Genomic DNA, 24,249 nt, shown 5'->3' on the forward strand with positions numbered 1-24,249 from the left:
GACCTTTGCATGGTATCAACAGCATCCCTTGCAAACCTAGGTGGATCAGCATCAGCTCCAATAGTAGCCAGTGCTTATGACGCATCTTATGCAGGTATAGGAGTATTAATGGGAGTATTAGGAGCAGCAGTTGGTAACTTCTTTGGTATAGGAATGGGACAAATCCTCAAGCTAATGAGCTAGGACTTATAGAAAAGGAAGCATTCATATGATAAACTATAGGAGATTAGAGAATACAATAGAAAATATAGTTGAAGAAAGTTCTGCCAATATTTCTGTTTCCTTTTACGACCTAGACCAGGGAGAAGGATTTTCCATAAATGGAGATAAAAGAGTTCCATCAGCAAGCATGATAAAGCTGCTAATTTTATTAAAGGCCTTAGATGAATGTGACAAGGGAAAAATTAATCTCGAAGACACTATAAACCTTGATGACCATGATAAAGTTGATGGATCGGGAATCTTAAAAGAACTTTCCAATAACCACAAATTTTCTATAAGAGAGCTCTTGACTCTTATGATAATTGTAAGTGACAACACAGCCACAAATATTTTAATAGACCTGCTTGGAATGGAAGAAATAAATAAAATTGGTAATGACCTTGGACTTGAGAAGACATCTCTAGAGAGGAAGATGATGGATTCTAACGCAAGAGAAAAGGGCCTGGACAACTTTACTTCTTCTAATGAAATTTTAAAACTTTTAAAAATGATTTATGATAAAGATTTTGTAAGTGAAGACTTTTCTGACCTTGCCCTCGACATTCTCTTGAGACAGAAGGAAAGACAAAGGCTTCAAAGATATCTTCCAGAAGACTTAAAAATTGCAAGCAAAAGTGGCGACTTGGACAATTTAGAAAACGACGGTGGAATATTTTTCACAGAAAATAAAAATTACATCCTTGTTGTTTTAGTAAACCAAGCTAAGTCCAATGTCCTTGCCAAGGAAATCATAGGCGAGATTTCTCTAAAAATTTATAAGGAAATTGGAGAATAAGATGAAAAATACTTTATATCTCACAGGAGAAGCTAGGACAAGTTCAGACAATGCCATTACAAAAATTTATGGAGTTTTTTACTTGGCCTTTGAAGTGGATAAAGATGGAAATATTATTGATTCAGACAACAATGCAACCCTTGAACTAACTCGTAAGTTTATAAAGGATATTTTTGCTGACAAGAACATCAAAGATCAAGAAATAATCACAGATGAAATCCAAAGACGATACAATGCTTCTTCCACTAAGGCAATAATTTCTGCCTACAAGGATGCCTTGCAGAGATATAAAAATTTAAAATAAGATATAACTGCCCTTTCATCGGAGAGGGTAGTTTTTTTATGTAGATTCAAATGGGTTTTATAAAAAATTTACAAATAAAAAACCTATAATTATAAATCAATATTAAATTTGGAAGAATTAATTATGAGTTAAAGAATAAAAAAATTCTAAAAGTCCATAAAAAAAGAGGGCCAAGCCCTCTCTTAAAAATCTTACATATCTTTTTCTATTAACTTACCTGTTTCATAGTCATAAGTGTAAGTGATGTCCTTGTTTCCATTTACAACTTCAACGCTTACTTCATATTTTCCGTTATCGAATTCAACTTCGTATTCACCAGCTTCATAGCCTTGGCCTGCGTCCTTTAAAGCTTCTTGCATATATTTGTCAACTGCTTCGATCATTTCTAATTGTAGGTCAGCTGTCTTAGCTGATGTGTTTTCTGCTTCAAACTCGTCCTTTACAATGTCGCCAGTCACTGCGTCAACTGTAACTTCATATTCGTTTTCAGCATCATAACCATTAACCTTGTAGTAAGCTTTTCCATTTTCAATATCAAGTTGGAAGGATTCAATCTTAGCATCTGCATGAAGTTTTTTGAATCCGTCAAAAGCTATTCCTGGATCTAGGTTTGCAACAGCTCCCTTATTTACAGCTGTTTCTTCTTTTGTTTGGGCATCAGCCTTATTGTTAGTGGCATTTTTGTTAGTATTTGTTTTATTTGCATTAGCACTTTCTTCTAACTTAGCATTTTTAGAATTAGAATTTGCTGGATCCATTGCTTGGTTTTTTGGTCCACAAGCAGTAAGTGTTAGTGCAAGTCCTAGTCCAAGTGTTGTCATTAAAATTTTCTTATTCATTATAAATTTTCCTCCAATTTAAAGTTCTTTTAATTTTGCCTATACTTATGTTACCCGAAAATGAGAGTGATAAACATTTGTCAAATTATAAATATTCAAAAATTTAATATATGAAACTACTGAGTTTATGGTATAATGAAAAAAAGAAAAATCCCAGACTGAGGAAAACATTTTAGTAAATAGGAGGTGAGATTTTTGGACACGAAATCTAATAAGAAGTCTCTTAGCAATATGGTCTATAGAGATTTAAAAGATAAAATCTTAAAAAATAAATTACTGCCAGGAGACAAACTTATTGAGATGGAAATCGCTTCTAAACTCGATGTATCTAGAACACCAGTTAGAGAGGCCCTAAAAAAACTTGAAAAGGAAGGACTTGTTACAAGTTTTCCAAGAAAATCTTATATTGTTTCAAAAATTTCTGTCAAAGAAGCCAAAAATCTTTATATAGTTAGAAAGTCGCTGGAGCCTCTTTGTGTTGAACTCTTGGCAGAAAAGGGCTTAACAGAAAAGACAAAATATTTCGAAAAGGTCAACGAAGATCTTAGGCTTGCCATTGAAAATGATGAGGAAGAACTTGCCCAAAACTTAATCATTGAATGGAACATGGCTCTTGTTAAGTCATTAAATAATGAAATATTAATTGAAGTTATGACAATGGTCAACAAAAGGCTTTATAGGTTTGGTAATTTTATTTTTAGAAATAAAGAAAATTATCAAAGACACTATGAAAATTTGCAAAAAATTTATAATTTAATCGAAGAGAAAAAACCTGAGGAAGCTAGAGAAGCAAGTGAAAGAACCATTGAAGCTATCTATGAAATGTTTGAAGAGCAAGCAGACTATAGAATGTTTAGAAAATAAAATAAAAAAAACACTTGACAGGAGTGTTTTTTTTATTTATAATTATTTTTGTTGTACTGATGGTACAGACAAGTTAATAAGTTTTTGCACCTTTAGCTCAGTTGGTAGAGCAACTGACTCTTAATCAGTGGGCCTACGGTTCGAGTCCGTAAAGGTGCACCATTCAAAAGCCTGTGAATGCAATGTTCGCAGGCTTTTTGCTTTATATTTTAAATTTGAAAAAAGAAAGTTCATAAAATCTAAAGGATAAAAGGAGTAAAGATGATAAGTTAGAGGATAATGGAACAATGCCTTGGCAAGAAAATAAAAATTACTTACAATGATCAATCTTCGGAAGAAACTTTTTGTGAACAATTTATTAAAATTTAAAACAAAATAAATTAATCTAAAATTGCGTTATACCTAACTTGATAGAGGATGGTATATTTTATATAATTATTCACATGGTCTAAAACAGAAAACTATAATAAGGGAAGAAATTTAGATTCTTCTTTTTGTTTTTCTTATTTTATAGTATTATATAAAAGAGTTGGTGATTGAATGGGAAATAATGTGATTGGCTTTTATGACAGCGGAGTAGGTGGTCTTTCTGTTTTAAAAGTCGCTTTAAATAAAATAAAAAATAAAAACTTCGTCTTCTTTGGGGACACACTTAGGATGCCCTACGGTGCCAGGACTGACGAAGAGATAAAAAATTATACAATGGAGGTTATGGGTTTTTTCAAGGACCTTGATGTTGACCTTTCTATAATTGCTTGCAACACTGCAACGAGCCATGGTCTCAAGGAGTCCAATGAAAAATATAAGTATCCAATTATTGGGGTTGTTGAACCAGGTAGTGAGAACACTCTTGAGAGGACTAAGACCAAGAAGGTTGCCCTTGTTGCAACAAAGTCTTGTGTGGAGAGTGGAGTTTATGACAAGGTCTTAAAGTCTATGGACCCATCTATTGAACTTAAGTCAGTTTACTGTCCTGACCTAACTCTTGCCATTGAGAGAGGCGAGTTTGAAGAAGAATACATGGACGGGATTGTTAAAAAGTACTTAGACTACTTTGGCGACTACGACTTCGACACAATGATTCTCGGCTGCACCCACTATCCTCTAGTGGAAGATTCCTTTAAGAGGGTCTTAAAAAAACAAGGGAAAAAAGTTTTAATGGTTGACCCAGCCTACAAGACTGTCCTCGATGCCATGAACATTTTAAAAATAGAAAAGGACCATGAGGAAATCCCAAATAGGTCCATTGACTTTTATATAACTGGTGATATTGATATGTTCCGTTCTACTATGGAAAAGATCGTAGACCTCTCTGGTTTTGAGGTAAATTTCCACCAAGTAGACATTAAAGATTTAGAAAAATATAGGTAAGAAAAAAGGCTTCATAAATCATGAAGCCTTATTTTTGTTTAGGTCGTAAATAATTTTAAGTCCGTAGATGCCCAAGTCGTCGTCTCTTATTAAGTCGTACTTACATAGCTTTAAGAGATGGCCATAAGGCCCAGTGATTAAAATATTTGTATTTTCTTTTGTTAGTGAATAAGATTCTACTATTTCATCAATTATCCCAAGGACAGCCTTCTTGTAGCCGTAGTAAAGGCCTCTTTGGATTGCTTTTTCTGTATTTTTACCAATTACATCATCAGGCCTTTTTAATTCAACATGAGGGAGCTTTGCACTACCTCTCACAAGTGAATCTTGAAGCAAGTTGATTCCTGGCAGGATTAGTCCTCCCAGGAATTCTTTTTTTGCATTGATATAGTCAACTGTTGTAATTGATGATGCAGAAACTATTATTATATTGCCTGTGTAGATTCTTGTGGCAGCAACGGCCTTTATGATCCTGTCTGATCCAACTTCTCTTGGACTTTCACATTTTATGTTTAAACCAGTCTTGACTCCAGCAGAGATAAAAATTGGCTTCTTGCCAATGAGTTCTCTTGAGATTATTTCATAAGAAGAAGAGAGTTCTGGCACCACGTTTGAAATAATTATTTCATTGATGTCAGAGAGTTCTATATTTTTATCCATTAGTATGAGTTTAATCGTGAGTTTAATTTCAACCACAGACCTATTTTTGTCAGTTGTAATTGAAAACTTATCGATTAAGTCATCTTGACTGAAGACAGCGAAGTCCGTTGTCCTATTGTCTATATCAATTGCAAGTAACATATTAACCCCTTCTTGATTTCAAAGCTTTTATAACTGCTGTAGTAATTATAACAGATAGGATAGCTTCAGGTATTCCAGATGTAACTGACACACCAAGGATTGCTGATTTTGCATTTTCTAGTGGAATGTCTAGAGCCTCAACATATCTCTTGGCATAAATTAGATAAATTCCACCAAGTACTAAGACTGTGTTAGTCATTGATCCCACAAAGGCACCAATGGCAATAGGGAAGTCCTTCTCATTTGATTTGAAAGAGTAAACTAAAAATCCAAGGCAAAGAGCAAGTAGGATTACTACAAAAGTAATATTTAGTGTTGAGCCACCAGTCTTAATATTTTTGATAAGTAAGTAAACCAAGAAAATTGAAATTAGTCCCCAAAGTCCCTTAGTTAAGTTTCTCAAGTTCTTGTCTTCCATCTTCTTCATTGCAGCATAAGAGTAATAAGAAGTTATACCAATTAAAACTCTTGGCACAACAGAAATTAGTGGATTATAAAAGACAAAAGCGACGGGACTTGCATTTCTTAAGATTGCATTTAAGAGTGATGACACTCCAAAAATTAGTCCAACCATGGCTCCCACCACAGGTCCCTCTGCTATGGCTCCAATAATTACTGGTATGTGCATAGTAGTTGCGTTGATAACTCCCAGTGGAATAAGTCCAAGGGGAGTTAGACTAAGGACAACTGTGATGGCACCAAGCATGGCAGCTATCACTAGCCTTCTGTTACGTTCAGTGTTTCGATTCATTTTTACCTCCGATAGGGTTCACAAAGATACCCTTCATTGCATCATTTGATGCTATTATAACTTACAAGCCCGCCTGAATCCTCGGCTGAATAAATTGCATTGGCAATAGACCTTGAGATAGTCTTTGCAGCAAGAATTCCAACTAAATTAATATCTGCTTCAACTTCGCCAGATGCAAGTGTAAAAATTGTATCTCCATCGTTCATGGTATGCACAGGATTAATTGATCTTCCATAACCATCATGAGCCATTTGTGAGATCTTATTACAGTTTGCCTTAGTGAGCTTTGCATTAGTTGCAACAATAGAAATTGTTGTGTTGGCTGGGCTAAATTGATTATAATCGTTTAAACTCTTTTCGTAAAGAGTACAAGTGTCTAAAAACTTTTTATTTTCCCTATCATAAACTCCAGCAATTCTTTTTCCCTTTTCATAATCAAAAATATCTCCCATGGCATTAAGAGCAACAATAGAAGAGACAACTAGGTCGCCAACCCTTACAGAGGACTGGCCTATGCCTGACTTCATGGCAAAGTCATTTCCCAAGATTTTGCCTACGCTGGCGCCACAGCCTGCCCCAAAGTTTCCCTGAGCTTCATCCTTTTCCTTGGCAGACTTCGCAGCCTCATAGCCCATCTTAAAATCTGGTCTGACTTTTGAATCGCCTACTGCAAGATCAAATAGGACTGCGCCAGGAACTATGGGAACTATTCCAACTCCCACGTCGAAGCCTGCGCCCTTTTCTTCCAAAAACTTCATGATGCCGCCGCCAACATCAAGACCGTAGGCAGACCCGCCAGTTAAGAAAACCCCGTGGACCTTTTGGACCAAGTTTTCTGCACGCAAGAGGTCAGTTTCACGAGTGCCAGGTCCTGCCCCACGAACGTCAACTCCTGCAGTAAAACCATCTGGGCAAAGAATAACACTTGTCCCAGTTAGGGCATCAAAATCTTCTGTGTGACCAAGTTTAATTCCATCAACATCTGTCAAAAAACCTTCGTACATATTTCCTCCTCCTTTAAATTATAAGAATTATATAATATTTTAACACAGAAATTAACTTGTAATAATTAATGGTAAATTCTGAGTTATTTTATTTCGAAAATGGTTATGATTTAATTTAATTTGAACACTATAATTTAGTATGATATACTAAAACCAAGATAAAGTATTTTTTATTATATTTTACTTGGAATATTTCATAAGGAGGTACTTATGAAAAAGAAATATTTCATTATAAATGGAAATAGAAATGGAAATAGAATATGGACTGAAACAAGTGGAGGATTCTAGATTGTTTATGTCTATGTTTAGTATCCCGTTTATTCTACTATTATTAAAAATAATAGTTATTGTATTATTAATAATATTTTTAATAAAGAAGATTAATGAATAATAATATTCTAAGTAGATTTTATAATATGAAAAATATAAAAAAGTGCTGGTTTTTGCCAGCACTTTTTTTAGAATACGTAATCTATTTTTTTCTCTTTTCATTTACAGACGTAACCTTGTCTTCAAAGGAATAGTCCTTGTCACGTCTGTCGTCAATTTTTACAACAGTGTAGACCCTGTCTGCGCCTGCATCAAAAACTGACTCTTGCATCCTTCTTATTACATCGTATAAAACTTTTAAATCGTCATGGGCAATTGTTGTTCCCATTGGATTTAGTTCATATCTTAGTCCATCAACTTCTCCAATAGAGTCAAGAGCACCTGCAATGTACTTGCTCACAGATGTTGTCTTTGTTCCTATAGGTATAAGTGTTAATTCTGCTACTGCCATTTCTTCCTCCTATTAACTAATCCTTGGCAGATTCCAATTCTTTTTCACTGCCAAGAGCCTAAATATTAAAACTGTAAAAAAACAAATTATCATGGAAACCTGGTCGCCTAAAAAATTTCTCGTGAGAAGAAAAACTATAGAGCCCAAGATGCAGGCGCCGGCATAAATTTGTTCCTTGAAGATAAAGGGGATAGTGCCTGCCAAGACGTCACGAATCATTCCACCGCCAACTCCCGTTATGGAACCAACAAATATGAGAAGAAATTTCTTATCAAGTCCCAGGGAAAGAGCAGTTGTCATTCCGGTGATAGTAAAAGATGCAAGACCAATTGTGTCGCTAAGGATCATGAACTCATTCATAAAAATTAGGACCTGCCTTGATGTGAAGTTTTTTCTAAAATAGAAAAACATAAAGACTAAAACTGAAAAGACAGTGGATATAATAGCGTTAGTTGAATTTTGAAACATATTTGGTGGATTGATGCCAAGTACCAAGTCACGAACAAAGCCTCCCCCAAGAGCCGTGACAAGACCAAGAACTATGACGCCAAGTATGTCCATCTTTTTCTTGCAACCAAGTATGGCACCGGAAATTGCAAAGGCAATTGTCCCGATGATGTCAAAAAATACATTGAACTCTAAATAATTTCCAATCATAAAGTCATTATACCAAAGTTTAAATTTGTGGAAGTGGTAAATTGCAATAAATTAGAAAAAAATTTTTAAAACTTTGTTATAATATTAATAGTATTGGAGGAATTATGAGCTTACTTATAAAGAATATTTCTTACTTAGATATTGAAAATGAAAAAATTGTCGAAAAGGCAGATATTTTTATAGAAGAAAATAAAATAAAAAAAATTGGAAAAGATTTAAAGCTTGATGCAGATGAGGTCTTTGATGGAGAGAACAAACTCTTAACTCCAGGCTTTGTAAATGCCCACACCCATCTTGGCATGTCTTATTTTAGAAATTATGCCGATGACTTGGCACTTATGGACTGGCTTGAAAATGAAATCTGGCCCATAGAAGCAAAGCTAAACCCAGAAGACATCTATTGGTCTTCTAAGCTTTCTATTATTGAAAATATAAAGTCGGGCGTCACATCTTTTTGCGATATGTATTACGAAATGGATAAGGTTGGGGATGCTGCCATTGAAGCTGGAATTCGTGGAGTCCTAACTCGTGGCATGACAGATGTTGACGGTGAAGGGGAAGCAAAGCTTAAAGAATTTGACGACCTTTACAAGGATTACCATGAAAAAGCTAATGGAAGAATTAGGGTTGTCCCTGCACCTCACGCAATTTACACTTGTTCAACAGAATTCTTAAAGGAAATTTCAAAAAGGGCAAGGGAAAGATATGACAAGATAATTCACATCCATCTTTCTGAAACTCTTACAGAAATTGAAAATTCAAAAAAAGAATATGGGATGACACCAATTGAATATGTGGATTCACTAGGCATGCTTGATAGCCAAATAATTGCAGCCCACTGCGTTCACATCACTGATAAAGAAATTGAACTTGTTAAGGACAAAAAATTCTTCCCAGTTTACAATCCTTCATCAAACCTAAAGCTTGCAAGTGGCTTCACACCAGTGGATAAATTATTAAAAAATAATATTACCATGGCACTGGGAACTGACGGCGACTCATCAAACAACAACCAAGACTTTGTTGAGGAGATGCACATAGGTGGCCTTGTAAATAAGGCTGTTACCATGAATGAAAAGGCAGTGCCAGCCATAGAAATTTTAAAAATGGCAACTGTTAATGGAGCAAGGGCCCTTGGCTTTGAAAATCTTGGCCTTGTTAAAGAAGACTACCTTGCAGACCTTACAATTTTTGACTTAGATTCAAATTCCTTTACACCGAGAAATAACCTTATTTCAGCCCTCGTTTACTCAGCTAACTCATCTGATGTAGAAGCAGTGATTTGTGACGGAAACTTTATCATGAAGAATAGGGAAATAGTAAATCTAGATGAAGATGAAGTAAGACAAGTAGTTAATGAAAGATGGGAAGACATCAAAAATAGATAAATTTATGGAAGAAAAAAGAAAAATAAAAAATTTTTTAAAAATTATCCTAAAGCTTATTGTTTTACTTGTATTAATTGCTATTTTTACTGGTGGAATTATGCTGGCCCTGTCCCTAATTTTTTACGGGCAAACTTATTTTAATGATGATTATAAAAATGCAAACCTAATAATGTTAATGGGGACTACAGGTCAACTACTGGCTGCCATAATATTTGTAAAATATGTTTTGAAAAAGAAGATGGACTTCATCTTCTTCAAGAGAGAAGGTCTTGCCAAGAACATTGGACTTGGACTCTTCCTTGGATTCTTACAAATTTCTATCTATGTTTTGCTAGACATGGGAAGGGGAGCCCTTGGATACCAGGGGATTAACTTAGGCAATTTAAATTTAATTTTCCTTGCCTACTTCATGGCCTTCTTTATCCAGTCAACATCTGAAGAAGTTTTGGTAAGGGGAATCCTAACAAGAGTTCTCTATAACAATTATGGAAGAAGGCTCGCAATCCTACTTCCATCAATTTTCTTTGGACTCTTGCACCTGGGCAACGAGGGAGTGACAATTTTATCTACCCTAAACACAATCTTGGTGGGAATATTTTTTGCAAAGTTGTTATTTTATTCAGAAAATATTATGTTGACTTCTGGAGTCCACGCAGGCTGGAACTTTTCCATGGCAATGATTTACGGATTAAATGTCAGTGGCTTTAGCGGATTTGACAGCTTACTTAATTTTAAAATTTTAAATTACAACTTGTACGACAAAACTTATGGGCCAGAGGGAAGTATCCTCGTGACCTTCATTGAAATTATTAGTATTTTAATTATATTTTATTTGGAAAAAAGAAAGAGAGATAAAAATGGAAGATAAAAAAATAGTTTACTCTGGGATCCAACCTTCTGGTTCCCTCACTATTGGAAATTATATTGGGGCCCTAAAGAACTTTATTGGCCTTCAAGATGAATACAACTGCCTATACTGTATCGTTGACATGCACGCAATCACTGTGGCACAAGAGCCAAAGAACCTTAGGAAGAACACACTTGATGTCCTTGCCCTTTACCTTGCGGCAGGTCTTGATCCAAAGAAGTCAATTATTTACATCCAATCTCACGTGCCGGCTCACGCTGAACTTGGTTGGGTCCTAAATACAATGACAGGCCTTGGACAACTTCAAAGGATGACACAATTCAAGGACAAGTCAAGCAAGTACACTGATGTTCAAGCAGGACTTTTGAATTATCCTGTCCTAATGGCAGCTGACATCTTGCTTTACAACACATCTTACGTTCCTGTAGGCGAAGACCAAAAGCAACACATAGAAATTACAAGAGACTTGGCCCAAAGATTTAATTCAAGATATTCTGAAACTTTTACAATTCCAGAAATTTTGACACCAAAAGTTGGGGCAAGAATTATGTCACTTAAGGATCCTTCTTCAAAGATGTCTAAGTCTGATTCAAATAAGGATGGATTTATTTTAATTCTTGATTCAGAAGACGACACAAGAAAGAAAATCAAGAGAGCTGTCACAGATTCATCTGGCGAGTTTAGATATTCCGATGACCAACCAGGCTTAAAGAACCTTATTAACATTCACGCTTCCTTCTCTGGCATGAGCCCAGAAGAAATTGTCAAGAAGTACGAAAACCTTGGCTACGGAGACTTCAAGGAAGACCTTGGAGAAGTTGTTGTTGAAGGTCTAAGACCTTTACGTGAAAGATTTAAAGAAATTAGATCTGACAAGGCCTATCTTGAATCAGTTTACAAAGAAGGGGCAGAAAAGGCATCCTATCTTGCAAACAAAACCCTAAGAAAGGTTTATAAAAAAGTTGGATTTATCCCTAGATAATCAAGTATTTATTGATTTCAAAGATTTTTTGTGGTATCTTTTATATTAATTAGGGGGTGCCTTATGGCAAAGAAAATAATTCTTGTTCTTGCTGTGATTCTTCTTGGAGGATATTTTGCCTATCCAGGCATTCAAGGCAAGATGAACGAGGCAAGACTTAAGAGAGAAAATCCCAATGCAGAGATTATCGGTAAGGCAGATGGACCGACAGCTATTTTTACCACAAATAATAAAAATACTGATAAAGATAGAGAGGGAGAAAAAAATAATAATCAAGAAGCAGACTATGCAGGTGCTATAGGAATAATTGGTGGGTCTGATGATTCCGGGGTCTTATATCCAAAGGTGGAGCCAGATTCTGAATTTACCTTCCAAGCTTCTGATATTTTAAGTGCCAAGAATTTTATTTTTGAATCTTCATCAGTAAAAAGTGACCTTGAGAAAGATTATGACAATGCAGCAAGAGCTTTTGGCTTTGGAAGTGAAGCTAAAGAGCCAGAAAAGAATTACAAGATGGAAGATACGACAATTATTGGAGCAGTCATAAACTCAAAGGGGTTTAGTGGTGACAAGTTGGTATTAGATATTAACACCTATTCCAATGTCAAAAGTTTAATGAAATCTACTTACATCTTAGGATTTGAAGATGAAAATGGAAATGAAATAAAAGAACTAAAGGTAAGAATAAATTCTTCAGAGCCAGAAGATCATCAAAATGTAAGAGAAGAAATTGGTGGGATTGATAAGAACGATAAGGTAATCATATTTTTCAAGCAAGTAGAAGTTGTAGATGATAATGATTATACAAGTTACCTCACTCCTATACAAAATTTGACAATAGAAAATAAGCAATAAAAAAGAGGATTGTAAAAATTTATAGATAGAGAGGGACTGGTTGCTGAAAAGTCCTTATAGACTTTACAATTGTAGCTTTTTTGCTTCTTTGGTGAAACTAGTAGCCAGAGACGACTTATCTCGTTAAAGATTATAGAGTGTTTATTGAAAAATAAAAATTAAGGTGGTACCGCGTCTTTCGTCCTTAGGGATGGAGGACGCTTTTTTATTTTTTTAATTTTATAAAATTGTAAATAATGAAAAAATTATAAATTAGGAGGAAAAATGAAAGAATTAAACAAAACCTATGATCCAAAAGATTTTGAAGAAAAAATCTATGACTATTGGATGGAAAATAATTACTTTAGGGCAGAGGTGGACGAAAACAAAAAACCTTACTCAATAGTAATGCCACCTCCAAACGTAACAGGCAACCTTCATATGGGTCACGCCCTTAACAACACTATCCAAGACGTTCTAATTAGAACAAAGAGGATGCAGGGCTACTCTGCACTTTGGTTACCGGGAACTGACCACGCATCAATTTCCACAGAAGCAAAGGTTGTAGAAAAACTTAGGAATGAAGGTATCGATAAAGAAGACATTGGAAGAGAAAAATTCTTAGAACACGCTTGGGACTGGACTCACGAATACGGTGGCAACATTGTAAACCAACTTAAGAAGCTGGGAATTTCTTGTGACTGGTCAAGACAAAGCTTTACACTTGACGACAATCTTTCCAACGCTGTTGAAGAAGTTTTTATAGAACTTTATGACAAGGGCCTTATTTATCGTGGCAACAGGATCATCAACTGGTGTCCATCTTGCGAAACTTCAATTTCTGATGCTGAAGTTGAACACGAAGAAAGTGATGGCAACATTTGGTACTTCAAGTATCCTTTTGCAGACAGGGAAGGTGGAATTGAAATTGCAACAACAAGACCTGAAACTATCCCAGGAGACCTTGCCATTGCAGTAAACCCTGAAGATGAAAGATACACAGACCTTATTGGCCAATATGTAATGATCCCAGTGATGGACAACAAAAAAATTCCAATCATTGCTGATGATTATGTTGAAATGGACTTTGGTTCTGGTGCAGTAAAGATTACTCCATCCCATGATCCTAACGACTTTGAAGTTGGGGCACGTCACGACCTTGGCCAAAATATAATTATGGACGGCAAGGGATATTTAAATGAAAATGCTGGAGCCTACGCAGGCCTAGAAAGATATGAAGCAAGAGAAAAAATCATAGAAGACTTTGAAAAACTTGGCTTCTACATTGGCAAGAAGCACCACCACAATGCTGTTGGCCACTGTGAAAGATGTCACACAGTTATTGAACCATTAATTTCTAAGCAATGGTTCGTTAAGATGGCGCCACTTGCTAAGCCAGCCCTTGAAGAATACAGGAAGGGCAACCTAAACATTGTTCCAGAAAGATTTGGAAAAGTTTATGAAAACTGGCTAGAAAATATTCGTGACTGGAATATCTCAAGACAATTATGGTGGGGACACAGACTTCCAGTTTGGTATTCTGACACTGACGATGAAATTGTAATCTCAAGAGAAGACCCATCAAACACTAAGGGACACGAAGGCAAGACTTATACCCAAGACCAAGACACACTAGACACTTGGTTTTCATCAGCTCTTTGGCCTTTCTCAACTCTTGGTTGGCCAGAAAAGACTCCAGAGTATGAATACTTCTATCCAACAAATGTACTTGTAACAGGCTATGACATCATCTTCTTCTGGGTAATCAGAATGGTATTCTCTGCCCTAGAACAAACTGGCAAGCTTCCATTTAAGGACGTATTCCTAAATGGACTTGTAAGAGATGACCAAGGAAGAAAGATGTCAAAATCTCTTGGCAACGGAATCGACCCACTTGACATCATAAGAGACTATGGTGCCGATGCCCTTAGGTTTACTCTTGTAACAGGCAACACTCCAGGCAACGACATGAGATTCTACACTAAGAGGGTTGAAGCAAACAGAAACTTTGCCAACAAACTTTGGAATGCAACAAGATTCTTAATGATGAACATGTCTGATGAAATCGAAGATTCCAACTTTGATGTAGCTAAGCTCCACTACCAAGACAAGTGGATAATTTCAAAACTACAAAAAGTTATAAAATCAATTACAGAAAAAATTGACAAGTACGAAATTGGACTTGCAGCAGATGACATCTACGACTTCATTTGGTCCGACTTCTGCGACTGGTACATTGAAATTGTAAAACCAGTCTTATATTCTGACGATGTAGAAGAAAAAACAAACACAGTAAAAGTTTTATTGTATGTATTAGAAAACATCTTAAAACTTCTCCATCCATTTATGCCATACATCACAGAAGAAATTTGGCAAGCCCTACCTAATAGGAAGGAAGCTTTGATCCTTGCAGCTTGGCCAGAATATAATGAAGACCTTGTATTTGAAAAAGAAGAGAAGGCAACAGAATATATTGAAAATGCCATTCGTGAAATCAGAAATGCAAGAAGCGAAATGAATATAGAAAATTCAAAGAAATCAAACACTCTTGTTTATACTAAGGACGAAGAAGTGAGAGAAATCTTTGAAGAAATGAAGGGACTTCTCCTAAATCTTGGCTACTCAAACTCTGTAGAAATTACAGACGACGAAGGCAAGAAGGATTCAGAAAATATTGCCATAGTTCTCGACAAGGCAGAAATCCAACTTCCACTAAAGGAACTTGTGGACTTTGAAAAGGAACTAAAGAGACTTCAAAAGGACAAGAAGGAAGCTGAAGGCGAACTAAAGAGAGCCAAGGGCAAGCTTGCCAACGAAGGCTTCGTTTCAAAAGCACCAGCAAAACTCATCGAAGAAGAAAAGGCAAAAGTAACTAAGTACGAAGAAATCCTAAAGACAGTTGAAGGACAAATTGCAAAGGTAGAAAAGAACCTATGACATATCAAGAAGTTGTAAAAAATATTGAGTCCAGGATTGGCAAGTTCAAGTCCAAGGGCAATGTTAGGATCAAGGCCTTCTTAGAAAACATAGGGTCGCCCCACAAGAACTTAAAGGTCATCCACATTGCTGGGACAAACGGCAAGGGTTCTACAGTTAGCTTTATCAAGGACATCTTAAAGGAAGATTACAAGGTTGGTTCCTTTGTTTCTCCCCACCTTATAACCTACTGCGACAGGATAAAAATTGGGGACGCAGAAATTTCCCAAGAGGACTTTGCAGAACTTGGAGACTTTATAATTGAAAAGGAAAAAGACATTGTAGAAGAATACGGCGACCTCAACCTCTTTGAATTTTTGACAATTATGGCAATAATTTACTTTGAAAGAGAAGGGGTGGACCTTGCTATCCTTGAAGTTGGTATGGGTGGACGAGCAGACTCCACAAATATCTTCACAAGTCGTGAAAAATTAATTTCTATTATCACGTCAATTTCCATGGACCACATGGAATACCTTGGCGACACCATAGAAGAAATTGCCGATGCCAAGGCTGGCATCATCCAAGAAGATGGACTTGTTGTTACGACAAACAGAGATCCGAAAATTCTTGGAGTAATAGAAAAAGAAGCTAAAGAAAAATCTGCCGAACTCTTTTACACCAAGGACCTTGAAAGTGAGATTTTAAGATCTGATCTCAAGGGAATTGATTTTAAATTAAAATTAGATGGGGAAGGAGAGGACTTCCAGCTCACACAAATTGGTGACTACCAAGTGGAAAATGCCATAGGAGCAATTTATGCCCTTTACCTCTTAAACAAGAGAGGAATTTTAAAAATTTCTCTTGATGACATTAAAAAGAGAATAAAAACTTCAACTTGGAAGGGGAGGATGGAAATTGTCTCACAAGACCCACTTATAATCTTAGACGGTGCCCACAATTTTGACGGAATCAAGAGATTGGTTGAGTCCTTAGACAATTTTAAATTCAAAAAGCTCCACCTCATTATGTCAATCTTGGCAGACAAGGAACACAAGAAGATGCTAGAAGAAATTTCAGCTTACACTGATGAAGTTGTCTTCGTAAACCTTGACTACAAGAGGGGGACAAGTCCAGAAGAACTAAGTCTTGAGGCAAGTGACTATGGACTTAAGGGTCAGGTCATGAAAATCGATGATGCCCTAGACTATTATAAAAACTCTTACCAAGATGGTGATTTGATTTTAATTACAGGCTCCCTTTACTTTGTAAGTGAAGCCAGGTCAAAAATTTTAAACTACGATTACAGCATATAAAGATTTTAAAATTTAGAAAATATGTAAGAAATTTGAAATAAAGTTTTAAAAATAATTTTATACAATGGTTTTGGTGATAATATGAAAAAGATTAGATTAGCAGTCATTATTTTTTTAATAATTTTTCTTGCAAGGGGATTTATTAACGGAAGAAAAAATATTTTAAGCCAGATTAATTTAAAAAACAGTGAAAATTTTATAAGAGGCGAAGATTTGTCAGACAAAATAAAAATTATAAAGGAAAAGGCAAAAAAAGACGAGGGCTATGAATTTGTATACGAAAACATTGATAACTTGCCAGACAATATGATAAAGCTTGCTGCAAAAAGAGAAGAAGCCTTGGGCTTTGTTCTTGGATACTTAAAGAAGGACAAAAGCCTTGCTAAAAAGAGTGAAAGTTTTGATGTAAATAATCCAGTGAAATTTTATCTTCAATTTGATCCTCGTTGGGGCTACGAAAAATATGCAGGGGAACTAATTGGCACAAATGCTTGCATGCCAACTACTCTTTCCATGACTTTAAGTGGCTATGGGATAAATAAAAGTCCAAAAGAAATTGCACAGTTTGCAGAAAAAAATGGTTATGTTGAAGCGGGGATGAGTTCATGGAATCTCATAGAAGATTATTTAATAAAAGAGGGTTTAGGAGTTCGTGGAATCATGAAAAGTGAAATGATGAGTGAACTTGAAAAGGGAAATCTTGTAATTTTATCTTTCAAACCAGGAATTTTTACAGACACAGGACACATAGCTTTGGCATGCGGGCTTGATAATGAGGGGAGAATTATTTTAAACGATCCAAACTCTGTTTATAATTCAAAAAATAGATGGCAGTACGATAAAATAAAAAAAGAAATAAAAGCAGCTTGGGCAGTTGAAAAGATAAATGACAAATAGTAATAGTTAATATCCTATTATGAAGGCTTCATACACAGAATTTCTCACATATTTAAAAACTACACACAACCTCGCATCCACAAAAAACTTCATAAAATCAAAAAAAGACCATGGATTTTTTCCATGGTCTTTAAAAGTTAAGTTAAATTATTTTACTTCTTTAGCAGTTTCTTTAACTTCTTCTTTTCCTTCTTTAACGTCTTTTTTGATTTCTTTTTTACCTTTTTCAGCTTTTTCTTCGATTTTAGCTTCAGCCTTTAGGCCAATTTTTTCTCCAGCTTCAACTAGAGCCTTAAGTTCGTTGTTAGCTTGTTCAAGAGTTGCATCTTTGTCTGCTACAATGTTTTTACCAGCTGCAATAGCATTTTCGTAGTTAGTTTTAACTTCGTCAGTAGCTTTTTTGTATTCTTCAGAAGCACGAACTTCTTTTTCTTTAGCTAATTCTTTGTTGATAGCTTCTTTAACTTCTTCAAGTTTTGGAGCAACTTTTTCTTCTTTAACTTCTTCTTTTTCATTTACAACAGAAGTTAGAAGAACAGATTTAGTAGCTTCGTCATAACCAACGCCAAATCCAAGTTCTTTTCCAAGATCTCTTAACTTGTAGTAGTTAAGGTCATCAATCTTGTAAGCAGTAGCAGTAAGAGTTTTGTCTCCAACTAGAACCTTGTCGTTAGTAAGCATACCCTTAGATTCAGCCTTAACTGGTTTTTGGTCAGATTCTACAACCTTGTAGTCTACAGCCTTAGTAAGAGTAACAACTCCGTCCTTGTAGTCAACGCCGAACTTAGCTTGAGAGTCCTTAAGAACTGCAGCTAGGTCTCTTAGTTTGAAGTAGTTGTAACCATCAATGTTGTATCCAGAGATAACGACGTCTTTTCCGTCAAGTTTAACTTTTTGGTTAGTAGCCTTAACGTCAATAGTCTTTACTTCTTTAACTTTTTCTTCAGCCTTTTTTTCTACTTTTTTAGCGTCTTTTTTAGCTTCTTCTTTTGCAGTTTCAGCTTTTTCTTCAACTTTTTCCTTAGCTTCAGTCATTTTTTCTGCAGCTTTTTCTTCAGTTTTTTTGCCAGCTTCTTCAGCCTTAGCTACTTTTTCTTTTCCTTCTTCAAGAACCTTTTCCATCTTAGTTGGTTCTTTAACGTCTTTAACAGCTTCAGTAACTTCAGCGAAAACTGGGCTTGCAGTAGATAATAGCATTACTCCTGCTAGTGATAGTGATGTTAATTTCTTATTCATTTTAATTTTCCTCCTAAAATATAAGTTAACCTTATTATACATAATTCACCCAATAAATCAATTAAAGTAGGTAAATCAGCGATTCATTTTATAAATTTTAATAATTCTGTAACATTAGCTGTTGCTATAAGCGTAAACGAAACCACCACTTGCATCTACATTTACATCACCTGACTTAGTGTAGAAAACATAGGTACCAGCATCAGGAAGATAAGCTTTTTGGTATTTATTGAGTTCGCTCTCTTTTAAAAATCTCTTTTTATCTCCCACAAGATTCATAAAGTCACGAGCAAGCTTCCTCGACTCCTCTTCACTCAAGTGCTTTTCCAAGAAAGGATATTTTTCGTTAGGGAAGTAGTAAAACTTGTAAAATTCTAAATTATTATTTCTATCAAAGATAAATCTCATGGATAAATTCTTCTTTTCATAATCCTTTAAAAATAATTCATAAACCTTGCCATCGTCAACTTCTTCTACCCTCATGACACCGTCCTTTAAATAGCCTTCAAGGTCAGTGACCTTTCTTATCTTATTAATAGTAGCAAGGTCCTTGGCATCCTTAATAGGATCTATGTCGCGACTAGGATCAATTTCATGACCATTATTTATGGCGCAGTAAAAATCTTTTTCATTCCACTCAAGCTTGGCATTCATGGCATTGGCAAGAGCCCTTGCAGGCACATAAGCAGTGTCATCAAGGATAAAAGTTGGAGAGTCAATAGTGTAGACCATGTCATCAATCCTGTACTCCTTGGAGTCAATGTAAAAAACAATCTTCTTGCCTTGATTTAAAATTTCCACTTCTTTTGTGTCGCCCTTCCAGTTGACATCAGCACCTAAGTTTTCAGACACAAGTCTTAAGGGAATGTGGATCCTGTCATTCTTAACAATAAAGTCCTTCTCGAAGACAATGTGATTGATGTTAAGAGTCATCTTTTTCTTTCCATTAGCATAGACGCTGGTGAAAAGTAAAAGAAAAGACATTAAAAACAAAAGCTTCTTCTTCATGTTATCACTCCTTTATACAATTATATCACTAAATAAAATTTGAAAACTTACAAAAAGCTTAAGAATTAGAGGAAATAAAAAAGTCCCCCTTAAGGGAACTTTTAAGATTTTACTATGAATTTGTTGCCACAAGATTTGCAAGTGACTCTTATCTTGCCCTTGCCTCTTGGGACCTTCATCTTGAATTTGCATGAAGGGCACTTGATGTACTTGTGGGTCTTTCTGTTGTCATATCTCTTCTTTGAAGTGAAAAACTTACTTCTCAGTGGCTCAACAGTGTCTAAGAATTTTTGATTTTCCTTGTATCTTGCATTGATGTCTCGTGAGAGGACCCTATAATAGGAATAAATTATAAGGACCAGGGCAATAGTAGGCAGGCTTGCCTTCTTCACAAAGAGGTTTACTATTAAAAGCACAAGGGCCAGGAAGGTGATGAACCTGCCCAATTGGTCCTGGCCATACCTTCCAATCATAAATTGTCTAAACTTTTCATTGAACTTCACAAAATCAACTCTTTCTAATTTTATAATCTCATAGGTCTAACTTAGCAATGTGATCTTTGATTACACCAGCTGTCTTTTTAAGTCTACCCAATTCTTCCTCTGTTAAGTCAAGTTCATACTTTTCTTCAATACCATCTTTGCCAACCCTAATAGGAGTTGAGATGTATAGGTCCTCAAGGCCGTAGTGACCTTCCATTAGTGCAGATCCCTTTAAAATAATTTTTTCGTCATTGGCAATAGCTTGCAAGATGTTGTTTACTGTGTTGCCAATACCATATTGAGTTGAGCCCTTGCCCTTGAAGATGTCCCAGCCACGACGGCGAGTGTCATCTTCAACTTGGTCCTTGTCAAAGTCTTCAAAAAGTTCTGGATGAAGATCCTTATATTTTTCAAAAGGCATGGAATCTATCATAACTTGTGACCATGGGACAAATTGACTTTCGCCATGCTCGCCAAGGACAGTTGCGTTGACAGACTTTGGCGAGATGCCTAGCTTATTGGCAATTACAACTTGTAGTCTTGCTGAGTCTAAAAATGTACCTGATCCAATAACTCTTGAGTCATCAAATCCAGAAACCTTATAAACTTCATATGTGATAATGTCTACAGGATTTGTCACAACGACAAAAATTCCCTTAAAGCCTTCATCAACAATTCTCTTAGTGTAATCAGCAACTTCTTTTTTGTTTAGTTCAAGCTCGTGAAGTCTATCTTCTTCAGGAATCTTGCCAGAGCAAACTACTATGACGTCACGGTCAGCCATGTCTTCATACTCTCCAGCCCTAAACTTAACGTCCTTTGGATAGAAAAGTCTTCCATCGTTTAAGTCAATAGCTTGGGAGATTGCCTTTTCTTTTATGACATCATTTATAATAATGTCACTTGCAATTCCCCTCATGGCAGAAGTGTATGCAACAATCTCGCCAACAGCTCCAGCTCCAATAATACCTAATTTCATCTTTCTTCCTCCTTTTGTCATTACATTTGAGTCAATAAGAAATTGAATTTTCTTATTAAGAACTTATTATAGTACAGTGTAGTACAAAAAGGAATACAAAGTTAAAACTCACCAATGTAAAAATAAAATAAAAAAATTTTAAAAATATTGTAGATTTTTTTAAATCCACCTGTTATAATAAAGAAGCACTTGAGAGAGGAAGAAAAGTTCCTCAAAAAATATTTAAAAACTTTTAAAAAAAGTCTTGACAAGATATTAAAAAGTGCGTATAATAAGTTTTGTTGTTAAACTTCATGCGGGAATGGCGGAATTGGCAGACGCGCTAGACTTAGGATCTAGTTCCAACGGAGTGGGGGTTCAAGTCCTCTTTCCCGCACCAACATAAAACTCACAAGTTAGCTTGTGAGTTTTTTTGTGTCCATTTTTAAAAATTTTACAATTCTATCATTAGAAATTGGTAAATAAAATACAAAATAAAATTTACAAAAAACTTTTACATAAAAAAAACTGCTTGAGAGTTTTTCTTTCAAGCAGCTTTTTCTTATTCATCTAAATTTTCTATATCATATTCATAAAGGTTTTCATAATAGTAAGAATTTTGAATTCCACGCATGTAGACTTGCCTGCTGTCTATGTCTTTTGTAAGGGCAGCCTTGAGCAAGTGCCTTATCTCAAGAGAATTGACAGGAGACCTTTCCATGGCACTTAGGTATTGAAACTTATCCACCTTTGACCAATCCACACAGAGTCTTAGATTTTTCTTTAAGATCAAGTCCAGCCAAATTCTACTTGCCCTTCCGTTTCCTTCTCTAAAGGGATGAGCCACATTCATTTCCACATATTTTTCTATAATCTCATCAAAATTGTTTTCCGGCATCTTCTCGATTATTTTCAAGTTTTCCTTCAAAAATAGAAGAGGAGCAAATCTAAAGTTTCCCTTGGAAATATTAACTTTTCTTATTTCTCCGGCAAAGTCAAATATATCTTGGTACAAGTATCTGTGGATTTCTTGCAGTCCCTTTAGGGTCCCCACTTCAATTTCATTTATTAGATTACTGTCCCAGAGTTCAATTGCTCTCTTCTTTGATAAAAGTTCTTCTTTCATTGCTAACTCCTTCTAAATAATTTTACAACAAACAAAAATCAAAGCAAAAGAATATTTACAAATACTTTACATTTAAAAAATCTTACATAAAAAGAAAATTTATCGAGTATAATAAGGAAGGGAGGAATTATGAAAAAAACTTTTAAAATAATTTTTGCACTAATCTTAATTTTAATAATTTCTATATACATGGTGGGACTTTTCTTCTTCAGTAACAGATACATGCCAAGGACCTACATCAATGGAAGAGACTTTGGACTTGTAAAAAAATCTGAACTTAAAAAGACCTACGAAGACCTTTCAAGAAACTTTGAACTAGAAATAATTTCCAAGGACAAGAACCTAAACGACAAGATCGCTGCCAAGGACTTTGGATACATCGACTCCATAGGAAGTGAATCCATAGACCAGACAGCCTTTTATTGGCCAGTGGCTTCCCTTGTGCCTAAGCACTACCAAGTGGACCGTGACTTGCAGTACAACAAAGTTGCCCTTGATGAAAAAATAAAAAATCTTAAACCAGTCTTAGGTCAAAAGGACCAGTCACAAGATGCAAAAGTCGTCTACCAAGATGGAGAATTTAAAATCCAAGATGAAGTCCACGGCAACTTTATAAAAATGGATGAATTTAAAAATGCCATTCTAGGTCACTTTGGAGACAAAAAGGAAGAACTTGATCTTGAAGAGGAAAATCTTTACCAAGAGCCAAATATAACTAAGGACTCAGAATATATAAAAAATCAACTTGCTTCCTATAAAGAGGTCTACAAGAAAAAAATAACTTTTGACTTTGACGACAGGAAGGAAGAAGTTACAGGCCAGGGGATAATTGCCATGTACTCCAAGACTGATGACGGGACCCTTGCCCTTGACGAAGAAAAACTAAAACATTTCGTGGAAAAACTTGCTGCCAAGTACGACACCTACAGGACAAATAGGATTTTTAACTCCACAGGCCTTGGTCTCATGAAGGTGGACGGAGGTATCTACGGTTGGCTAACAGATAGGCCAGGCACAAGGGAAATTGTAAAGGAAGCCCTTGCCAAGGAAGAACCTGTCACAGTAAAACCTGCCTACAGGCAAGACGCAGTTTCAAGAAAAGTTGATGATATTGGCAAGACCTACATAGAAGTAGACCTTGCAAGACAAAAACTTTGGTACTACAAGGACGGAGCCTTGCAACTTGAGACAAATGTAGTTACAGGCAACCCAAATAGGGGCAACGGAACACCAACAGGGACAGACAGGATTTGGTCCCGTGAAAGAGATAGGTACCTAACAGGCGAAACCTATCGTTCAAAAGTTTCCTATTGGGCGCCAATAAACTGGTCAGGCATAGGACTTCATGATGCAAGTTGGAGATCATCCTTTGGAGGAAATATTTATAAATCTGGGGGATCACACGGTTGTATCAATATACCGCCAGGAGTTATGAAGAACTTATATCCACAAACCTTTACTGGCATGCCAGTTATAGTTTATAACTCAGCAACTCAGAGGATAAATGACGCTGGGGGCCAAGTAGTAGTTGGCAAACAAGTCCAAGCACAGCCACAAGCTCAAGGACAATAAAAAATAAGAAAACTCTTTATAAATAAGCTTAATCTTTCATTGATTAAGCTTTATTTTTTTATAGCTTTATCTTCAATTGTTACCTTGGCAATGATGCCCCAGCTCGTTGAAATCTAATAAGGAAATAATCTTAGCCAATAAACCACAAGCTAATAAGGTCGTAAGCAAAAAGTTCAGAGACGTTAAAAAAATTTCACTGTTTGAGCGAACGAAGTGAGTAGTTTGAAATTTTTAGTCGGAGTACTTTTTGCGTAGTAATGGGCCGGGCCCCTGCCAGGTCGTTGAAGGTGTTGGGGG

General features: G+C 35.8%; 24 protein-coding genes, 2 tRNA genes and 1 other annotated feature. Of the genes, 15 read left to right on the forward strand and 11 right to left on the reverse strand.

Going from position 1 to position 24,249, the window contains the following annotated elements:
• The 3 genes from HMPREF3023_RS07755 to HMPREF3023_RS07765 form a co-directional block, all read left to right on the forward strand.
• On the forward strand, positions 1–183 hold a 183-nt coding region (locus HMPREF3023_RS07755; RefSeq protein ID WP_144019633.1), incomplete at its 5' end, for a DUF819 family protein.
• 25 nt (positions 184–208) lie between these two features.
• Complete coding sequence (locus HMPREF3023_RS07760; protein WP_070702306.1) at positions 209–997, forward strand: serine hydrolase; 789 nt, start codon at positions 209–211, stop codon at positions 995–997.
• A 1-nt stretch (position 998) separates the two neighbouring features.
• Complete coding sequence (locus tag HMPREF3023_RS07765) at positions 999–1,301, forward strand: DUF3870 domain-containing protein (protein WP_070702308.1); 303 nt, start codon at positions 999–1,001, stop codon at positions 1,299–1,301.
• A 191-nt stretch (positions 1,302–1,492) separates the two neighbouring features.
• Here HMPREF3023_RS07765 and HMPREF3023_RS07770 read toward each other — a convergent pair whose 3' ends face one another.
• Positions 1,493–2,140 (reverse strand): PepSY domain-containing protein, encoded by a 648-nt coding sequence (locus HMPREF3023_RS07770; RefSeq protein ID WP_070702310.1) that lies wholly within the window; start codon positions 2,138–2,140, stop codon positions 1,493–1,495.
• Between the two features lie 186 nt (positions 2,141–2,326).
• Between HMPREF3023_RS07770 and HMPREF3023_RS07775 the strand changes: the two genes are divergently transcribed.
• From HMPREF3023_RS07775 to murI, 3 genes are all read left to right on the forward strand, one after another.
• Positions 2,327–3,004 (forward strand): GntR family transcriptional regulator, encoded by a 678-nt coding sequence (locus HMPREF3023_RS07775; RefSeq protein ID WP_236251343.1) that lies wholly within the window; start codon positions 2,327–2,329, stop codon positions 3,002–3,004.
• An 86-nt stretch (positions 3,005–3,090) separates the two neighbouring features.
• Positions 3,091–3,166 (forward strand) — tRNA-Lys (locus HMPREF3023_RS07780).
• 378 nt (positions 3,167–3,544) lie between these two features.
• Positions 3,545–4,375 (forward strand): glutamate racemase, encoded by an 831-nt coding sequence (gene murI, locus HMPREF3023_RS07785; protein WP_070702313.1) that lies wholly within the window; start codon positions 3,545–3,547, stop codon positions 4,373–4,375.
• Positions 4,376–4,393: 18 nt separating this feature from the next.
• Here murI and HMPREF3023_RS07790 read toward each other — a convergent pair whose 3' ends face one another.
• From HMPREF3023_RS07790 to HMPREF3023_RS07810, 5 genes are all read right to left on the reverse strand, one after another.
• Positions 4,394–5,176 (reverse strand): type III pantothenate kinase, encoded by a 783-nt coding sequence (locus HMPREF3023_RS07790; RefSeq protein ID WP_070702315.1) that lies wholly within the window; start codon positions 5,174–5,176, stop codon positions 4,394–4,396.
• A 1-nt stretch (position 5,177) separates the two neighbouring features.
• Positions 5,178–5,927: an ECF transporter S component gene (locus tag HMPREF3023_RS07795; protein WP_070702317.1), complete on the reverse strand. Its 750-nt coding sequence runs from the start codon at positions 5,925–5,927 to the stop codon at positions 5,178–5,180.
• A gap of 41 nt (positions 5,928–5,968) precedes the next feature.
• Positions 5,969–6,931, reverse strand: a complete 963-nt coding sequence (locus tag HMPREF3023_RS07800; protein WP_070702320.1) for a P1 family peptidase — start codon at positions 6,929–6,931, stop codon at positions 5,969–5,971.
• A 472-nt stretch (positions 6,932–7,403) separates the two neighbouring features.
• A complete protein-coding gene (locus tag HMPREF3023_RS07805; protein ID WP_070702322.1) occupies positions 7,404–7,712 on the reverse strand; it encodes an MTH1187 family thiamine-binding protein in 309 nt (102 codons plus the stop codon).
• Positions 7,713–7,724: 12 nt separating this feature from the next.
• The gene (locus tag HMPREF3023_RS07810; RefSeq protein ID WP_070702324.1) at positions 7,725–8,369 is read right to left on the reverse strand and encodes a trimeric intracellular cation channel family protein; all 645 of its coding nucleotides are present in this window, start codon (positions 8,367–8,369) and stop codon (positions 7,725–7,727) included.
• A gap of 104 nt (positions 8,370–8,473) precedes the next feature.
• Between HMPREF3023_RS07810 and HMPREF3023_RS07815 the strand changes: the two genes are divergently transcribed.
• The 7 genes from HMPREF3023_RS07815 (at position 8,474) to HMPREF3023_RS07845 (ending at position 17,570) form a co-directional block, all read left to right on the forward strand.
• Entirely contained in the window at positions 8,474–9,757 is a 1,284-nt protein-coding gene (locus HMPREF3023_RS07815) for an amidohydrolase (RefSeq protein WP_070702325.1), read from the forward strand.
• Positions 9,726–10,625, forward strand: a complete 900-nt coding sequence (locus HMPREF3023_RS07820) for a CPBP family intramembrane glutamic endopeptidase (protein WP_246829202.1) — start codon at positions 9,726–9,728, stop codon at positions 10,623–10,625. The genes HMPREF3023_RS07815 and HMPREF3023_RS07820 overlap by 32 nt, the downstream gene beginning before the upstream one ends.
• Positions 10,615–11,607: a tryptophan--tRNA ligase gene (gene trpS, locus HMPREF3023_RS07825; protein ID WP_070702327.1), complete on the forward strand. Its 993-nt coding sequence runs from the start codon at positions 10,615–10,617 to the stop codon at positions 11,605–11,607. Before HMPREF3023_RS07820 ends, trpS begins: the two co-directional genes overlap by 11 nt.
• A 63-nt stretch (positions 11,608–11,670) precedes the next feature.
• On the forward strand, positions 11,671–12,462 hold the full coding sequence (locus tag HMPREF3023_RS07830) for a hypothetical protein (RefSeq protein WP_070702331.1): 792 nt from the start codon (positions 11,671–11,673) through the stop codon (positions 12,460–12,462).
• Positions 12,450–12,651: a binding site (T-box leader), on the forward strand. (Overlaps the previous gene by 13 nt.)
• A 75-nt stretch (positions 12,652–12,726) precedes the next feature.
• A complete protein-coding gene (locus HMPREF3023_RS07835) occupies positions 12,727–15,378 on the forward strand; it encodes a valine--tRNA ligase (protein WP_070702333.1) in 2,652 nt (883 codons plus the stop codon).
• Positions 15,375–16,673, forward strand: coding sequence for a bifunctional folylpolyglutamate synthase/dihydrofolate synthase (locus HMPREF3023_RS07840; protein WP_070702335.1), 1,299 nt, complete (start codon positions 15,375–15,377; stop codon positions 16,671–16,673). The genes HMPREF3023_RS07835 and HMPREF3023_RS07840 overlap by 4 nt, the downstream gene beginning before the upstream one ends.
• A gap of 81 nt (positions 16,674–16,754) precedes the next feature.
• Positions 16,755–17,570, forward strand: a complete 816-nt coding sequence (locus tag HMPREF3023_RS07845; RefSeq protein WP_070702337.1) for a C39 family peptidase — start codon at positions 16,755–16,757, stop codon at positions 17,568–17,570.
• A gap of 147 nt (positions 17,571–17,717) precedes the next feature.
• On the opposite strand, the gene HMPREF3023_RS07850 is transcribed toward HMPREF3023_RS07845, so the two are convergent.
• The 4 genes from HMPREF3023_RS07850 to HMPREF3023_RS07865 form a co-directional block, all read right to left on the reverse strand.
• Positions 17,718–18,806, reverse strand: coding sequence for a hypothetical protein (locus HMPREF3023_RS07850; RefSeq protein WP_070702339.1), 1,089 nt, complete (start codon positions 18,804–18,806; stop codon positions 17,718–17,720).
• 114 nt (positions 18,807–18,920) lie between these two features.
• Positions 18,921–19,814 carry a copper amine oxidase N-terminal domain-containing protein gene (locus HMPREF3023_RS07855; RefSeq protein WP_070702341.1) on the reverse strand — a complete coding sequence of 298 codons (894 nt, stop codon included), beginning with the start codon at positions 19,812–19,814 and terminating at the stop codon, positions 18,921–18,923.
• 101 nt (positions 19,815–19,915) lie between these two features.
• Positions 19,916–20,317, reverse strand: coding sequence for a zinc ribbon domain-containing protein (locus HMPREF3023_RS07860; protein WP_083315542.1), 402 nt, complete (start codon positions 20,315–20,317; stop codon positions 19,916–19,918).
• Between the two features lie 28 nt (positions 20,318–20,345).
• Positions 20,346–21,275, reverse strand: coding sequence for an L-lactate dehydrogenase (locus HMPREF3023_RS07865; RefSeq protein WP_070702343.1), 930 nt, complete (start codon positions 21,273–21,275; stop codon positions 20,346–20,348).
• Between the two features lie 295 nt (positions 21,276–21,570).
• Between HMPREF3023_RS07865 and HMPREF3023_RS07870 the strand changes: the two genes are divergently transcribed.
• Positions 21,571–21,654 (forward strand) — tRNA-Leu (locus tag HMPREF3023_RS07870).
• Between the two features lie 162 nt (positions 21,655–21,816).
• Here HMPREF3023_RS07870 and fic read toward each other — a convergent pair.
• A complete protein-coding gene (gene fic / locus HMPREF3023_RS07875; protein WP_070702345.1) occupies positions 21,817–22,380 on the reverse strand; it encodes a protein adenylyltransferase Fic in 564 nt (187 codons plus the stop codon).
• Positions 22,381–22,509: 129 nt separating this feature from the next.
• Between fic and HMPREF3023_RS07880 the strand changes: the two genes are divergently transcribed.
• On the forward strand, positions 22,510–23,952 hold the full coding sequence (locus tag HMPREF3023_RS07880) for a L,D-transpeptidase family protein (protein ID WP_070702347.1): 1,443 nt from the start codon (positions 22,510–22,512) through the stop codon (positions 23,950–23,952).
• Positions 23,953–24,249: the final 297 nt, after the last annotated feature.

It is taken from the genome of Peptoniphilus sp. HMSC075B08 (assembly GCF_001815405.1).
GTDB lineage: Bacteria > Bacillota > Clostridia > Tissierellales > Peptoniphilaceae > Peptoniphilus_A > Peptoniphilus_A harei.

Bases quoted from the DNA above. Each gene is read 5' to 3' on its own strand.
- HMPREF3023_RS07790 (WP_070702315.1), bottom strand. From the start codon at position 5,176: ATGTTACTTGCAATTGATATAGACAATAGGACAACGGACTTCGCTGTC.
- HMPREF3023_RS07865 (WP_070702343.1), bottom strand. From the start codon at position 21,275: ATGAAATTAGGTATTATTGGAGCTGGAGCTGTTGGCGAGATTGTTGCA.
- HMPREF3023_RS07880 (WP_070702347.1), top strand. From the start codon at position 22,510: ATGAAAAAAACTTTTAAAATAATTTTTGCACTAATCTTAATTTTAATA.
- HMPREF3023_RS07795 (WP_070702317.1), bottom strand. From the start codon at position 5,927: ATGAATCGAAACACTGAACGTAACAGAAGGCTAGTGATAGCTGCCATG.
- murI (WP_070702313.1), top strand. From the start codon at position 3,545: ATGGGAAATAATGTGATTGGCTTTTATGACAGCGGAGTAGGTGGTCTT.
- HMPREF3023_RS07850 (WP_070702339.1), bottom strand. From the start codon at position 18,806: ATGAATAAGAAATTAACATCACTATCACTAGCAGGAGTAATGCTATTA.
- trpS (WP_070702327.1), top strand. From the start codon at position 10,615: ATGGAAGATAAAAAAATAGTTTACTCTGGGATCCAACCTTCTGGTTCC.
- HMPREF3023_RS07855 (WP_070702341.1), bottom strand. From the start codon at position 19,814: ATGAAGAAGAAGCTTTTGTTTTTAATGTCTTTTCTTTTACTTTTCACC.
- HMPREF3023_RS07835 (WP_070702333.1), top strand. From the start codon at position 12,727: ATGAAAGAATTAAACAAAACCTATGATCCAAAAGATTTTGAAGAAAAA.
- HMPREF3023_RS07810 (WP_070702324.1), bottom strand. From the start codon at position 8,369: ATGATTGGAAATTATTTAGAGTTCAATGTATTTTTTGACATCATCGGG.
- HMPREF3023_RS07760 (WP_070702306.1), top strand. From the start codon at position 209: ATGATAAACTATAGGAGATTAGAGAATACAATAGAAAATATAGTTGAA.
- fic (WP_070702345.1), bottom strand. From the start codon at position 22,380: ATGAAAGAAGAACTTTTATCAAAGAAGAGAGCAATTGAACTCTGGGAC.
- HMPREF3023_RS07765 (WP_070702308.1), top strand. From the start codon at position 999: ATGAAAAATACTTTATATCTCACAGGAGAAGCTAGGACAAGTTCAGAC.
- HMPREF3023_RS07820 (WP_246829202.1), top strand. From the start codon at position 9,726: ATGAAAGATGGGAAGACATCAAAAATAGATAAATTTATGGAAGAAAAA.
- HMPREF3023_RS07805 (WP_070702322.1), bottom strand. From the start codon at position 7,712: ATGGCAGTAGCAGAATTAACACTTATACCTATAGGAACAAAGACAACA.
- HMPREF3023_RS07770 (WP_070702310.1), bottom strand. From the start codon at position 2,140: ATGAATAAGAAAATTTTAATGACAACACTTGGACTAGGACTTGCACTA.
- HMPREF3023_RS07815 (WP_070702325.1), top strand. From the start codon at position 8,474: ATGAGCTTACTTATAAAGAATATTTCTTACTTAGATATTGAAAATGAA.
- HMPREF3023_RS07830 (WP_070702331.1), top strand. From the start codon at position 11,671: ATGGCAAAGAAAATAATTCTTGTTCTTGCTGTGATTCTTCTTGGAGGA.
- HMPREF3023_RS07800 (WP_070702320.1), bottom strand. From the start codon at position 6,931: ATGTACGAAGGTTTTTTGACAGATGTTGATGGAATTAAACTTGGTCAC.
- HMPREF3023_RS07840 (WP_070702335.1), top strand. From the start codon at position 15,375: ATGACATATCAAGAAGTTGTAAAAAATATTGAGTCCAGGATTGGCAAG.
- HMPREF3023_RS07845 (WP_070702337.1), top strand. From the start codon at position 16,755: ATGAAAAAGATTAGATTAGCAGTCATTATTTTTTTAATAATTTTTCTT.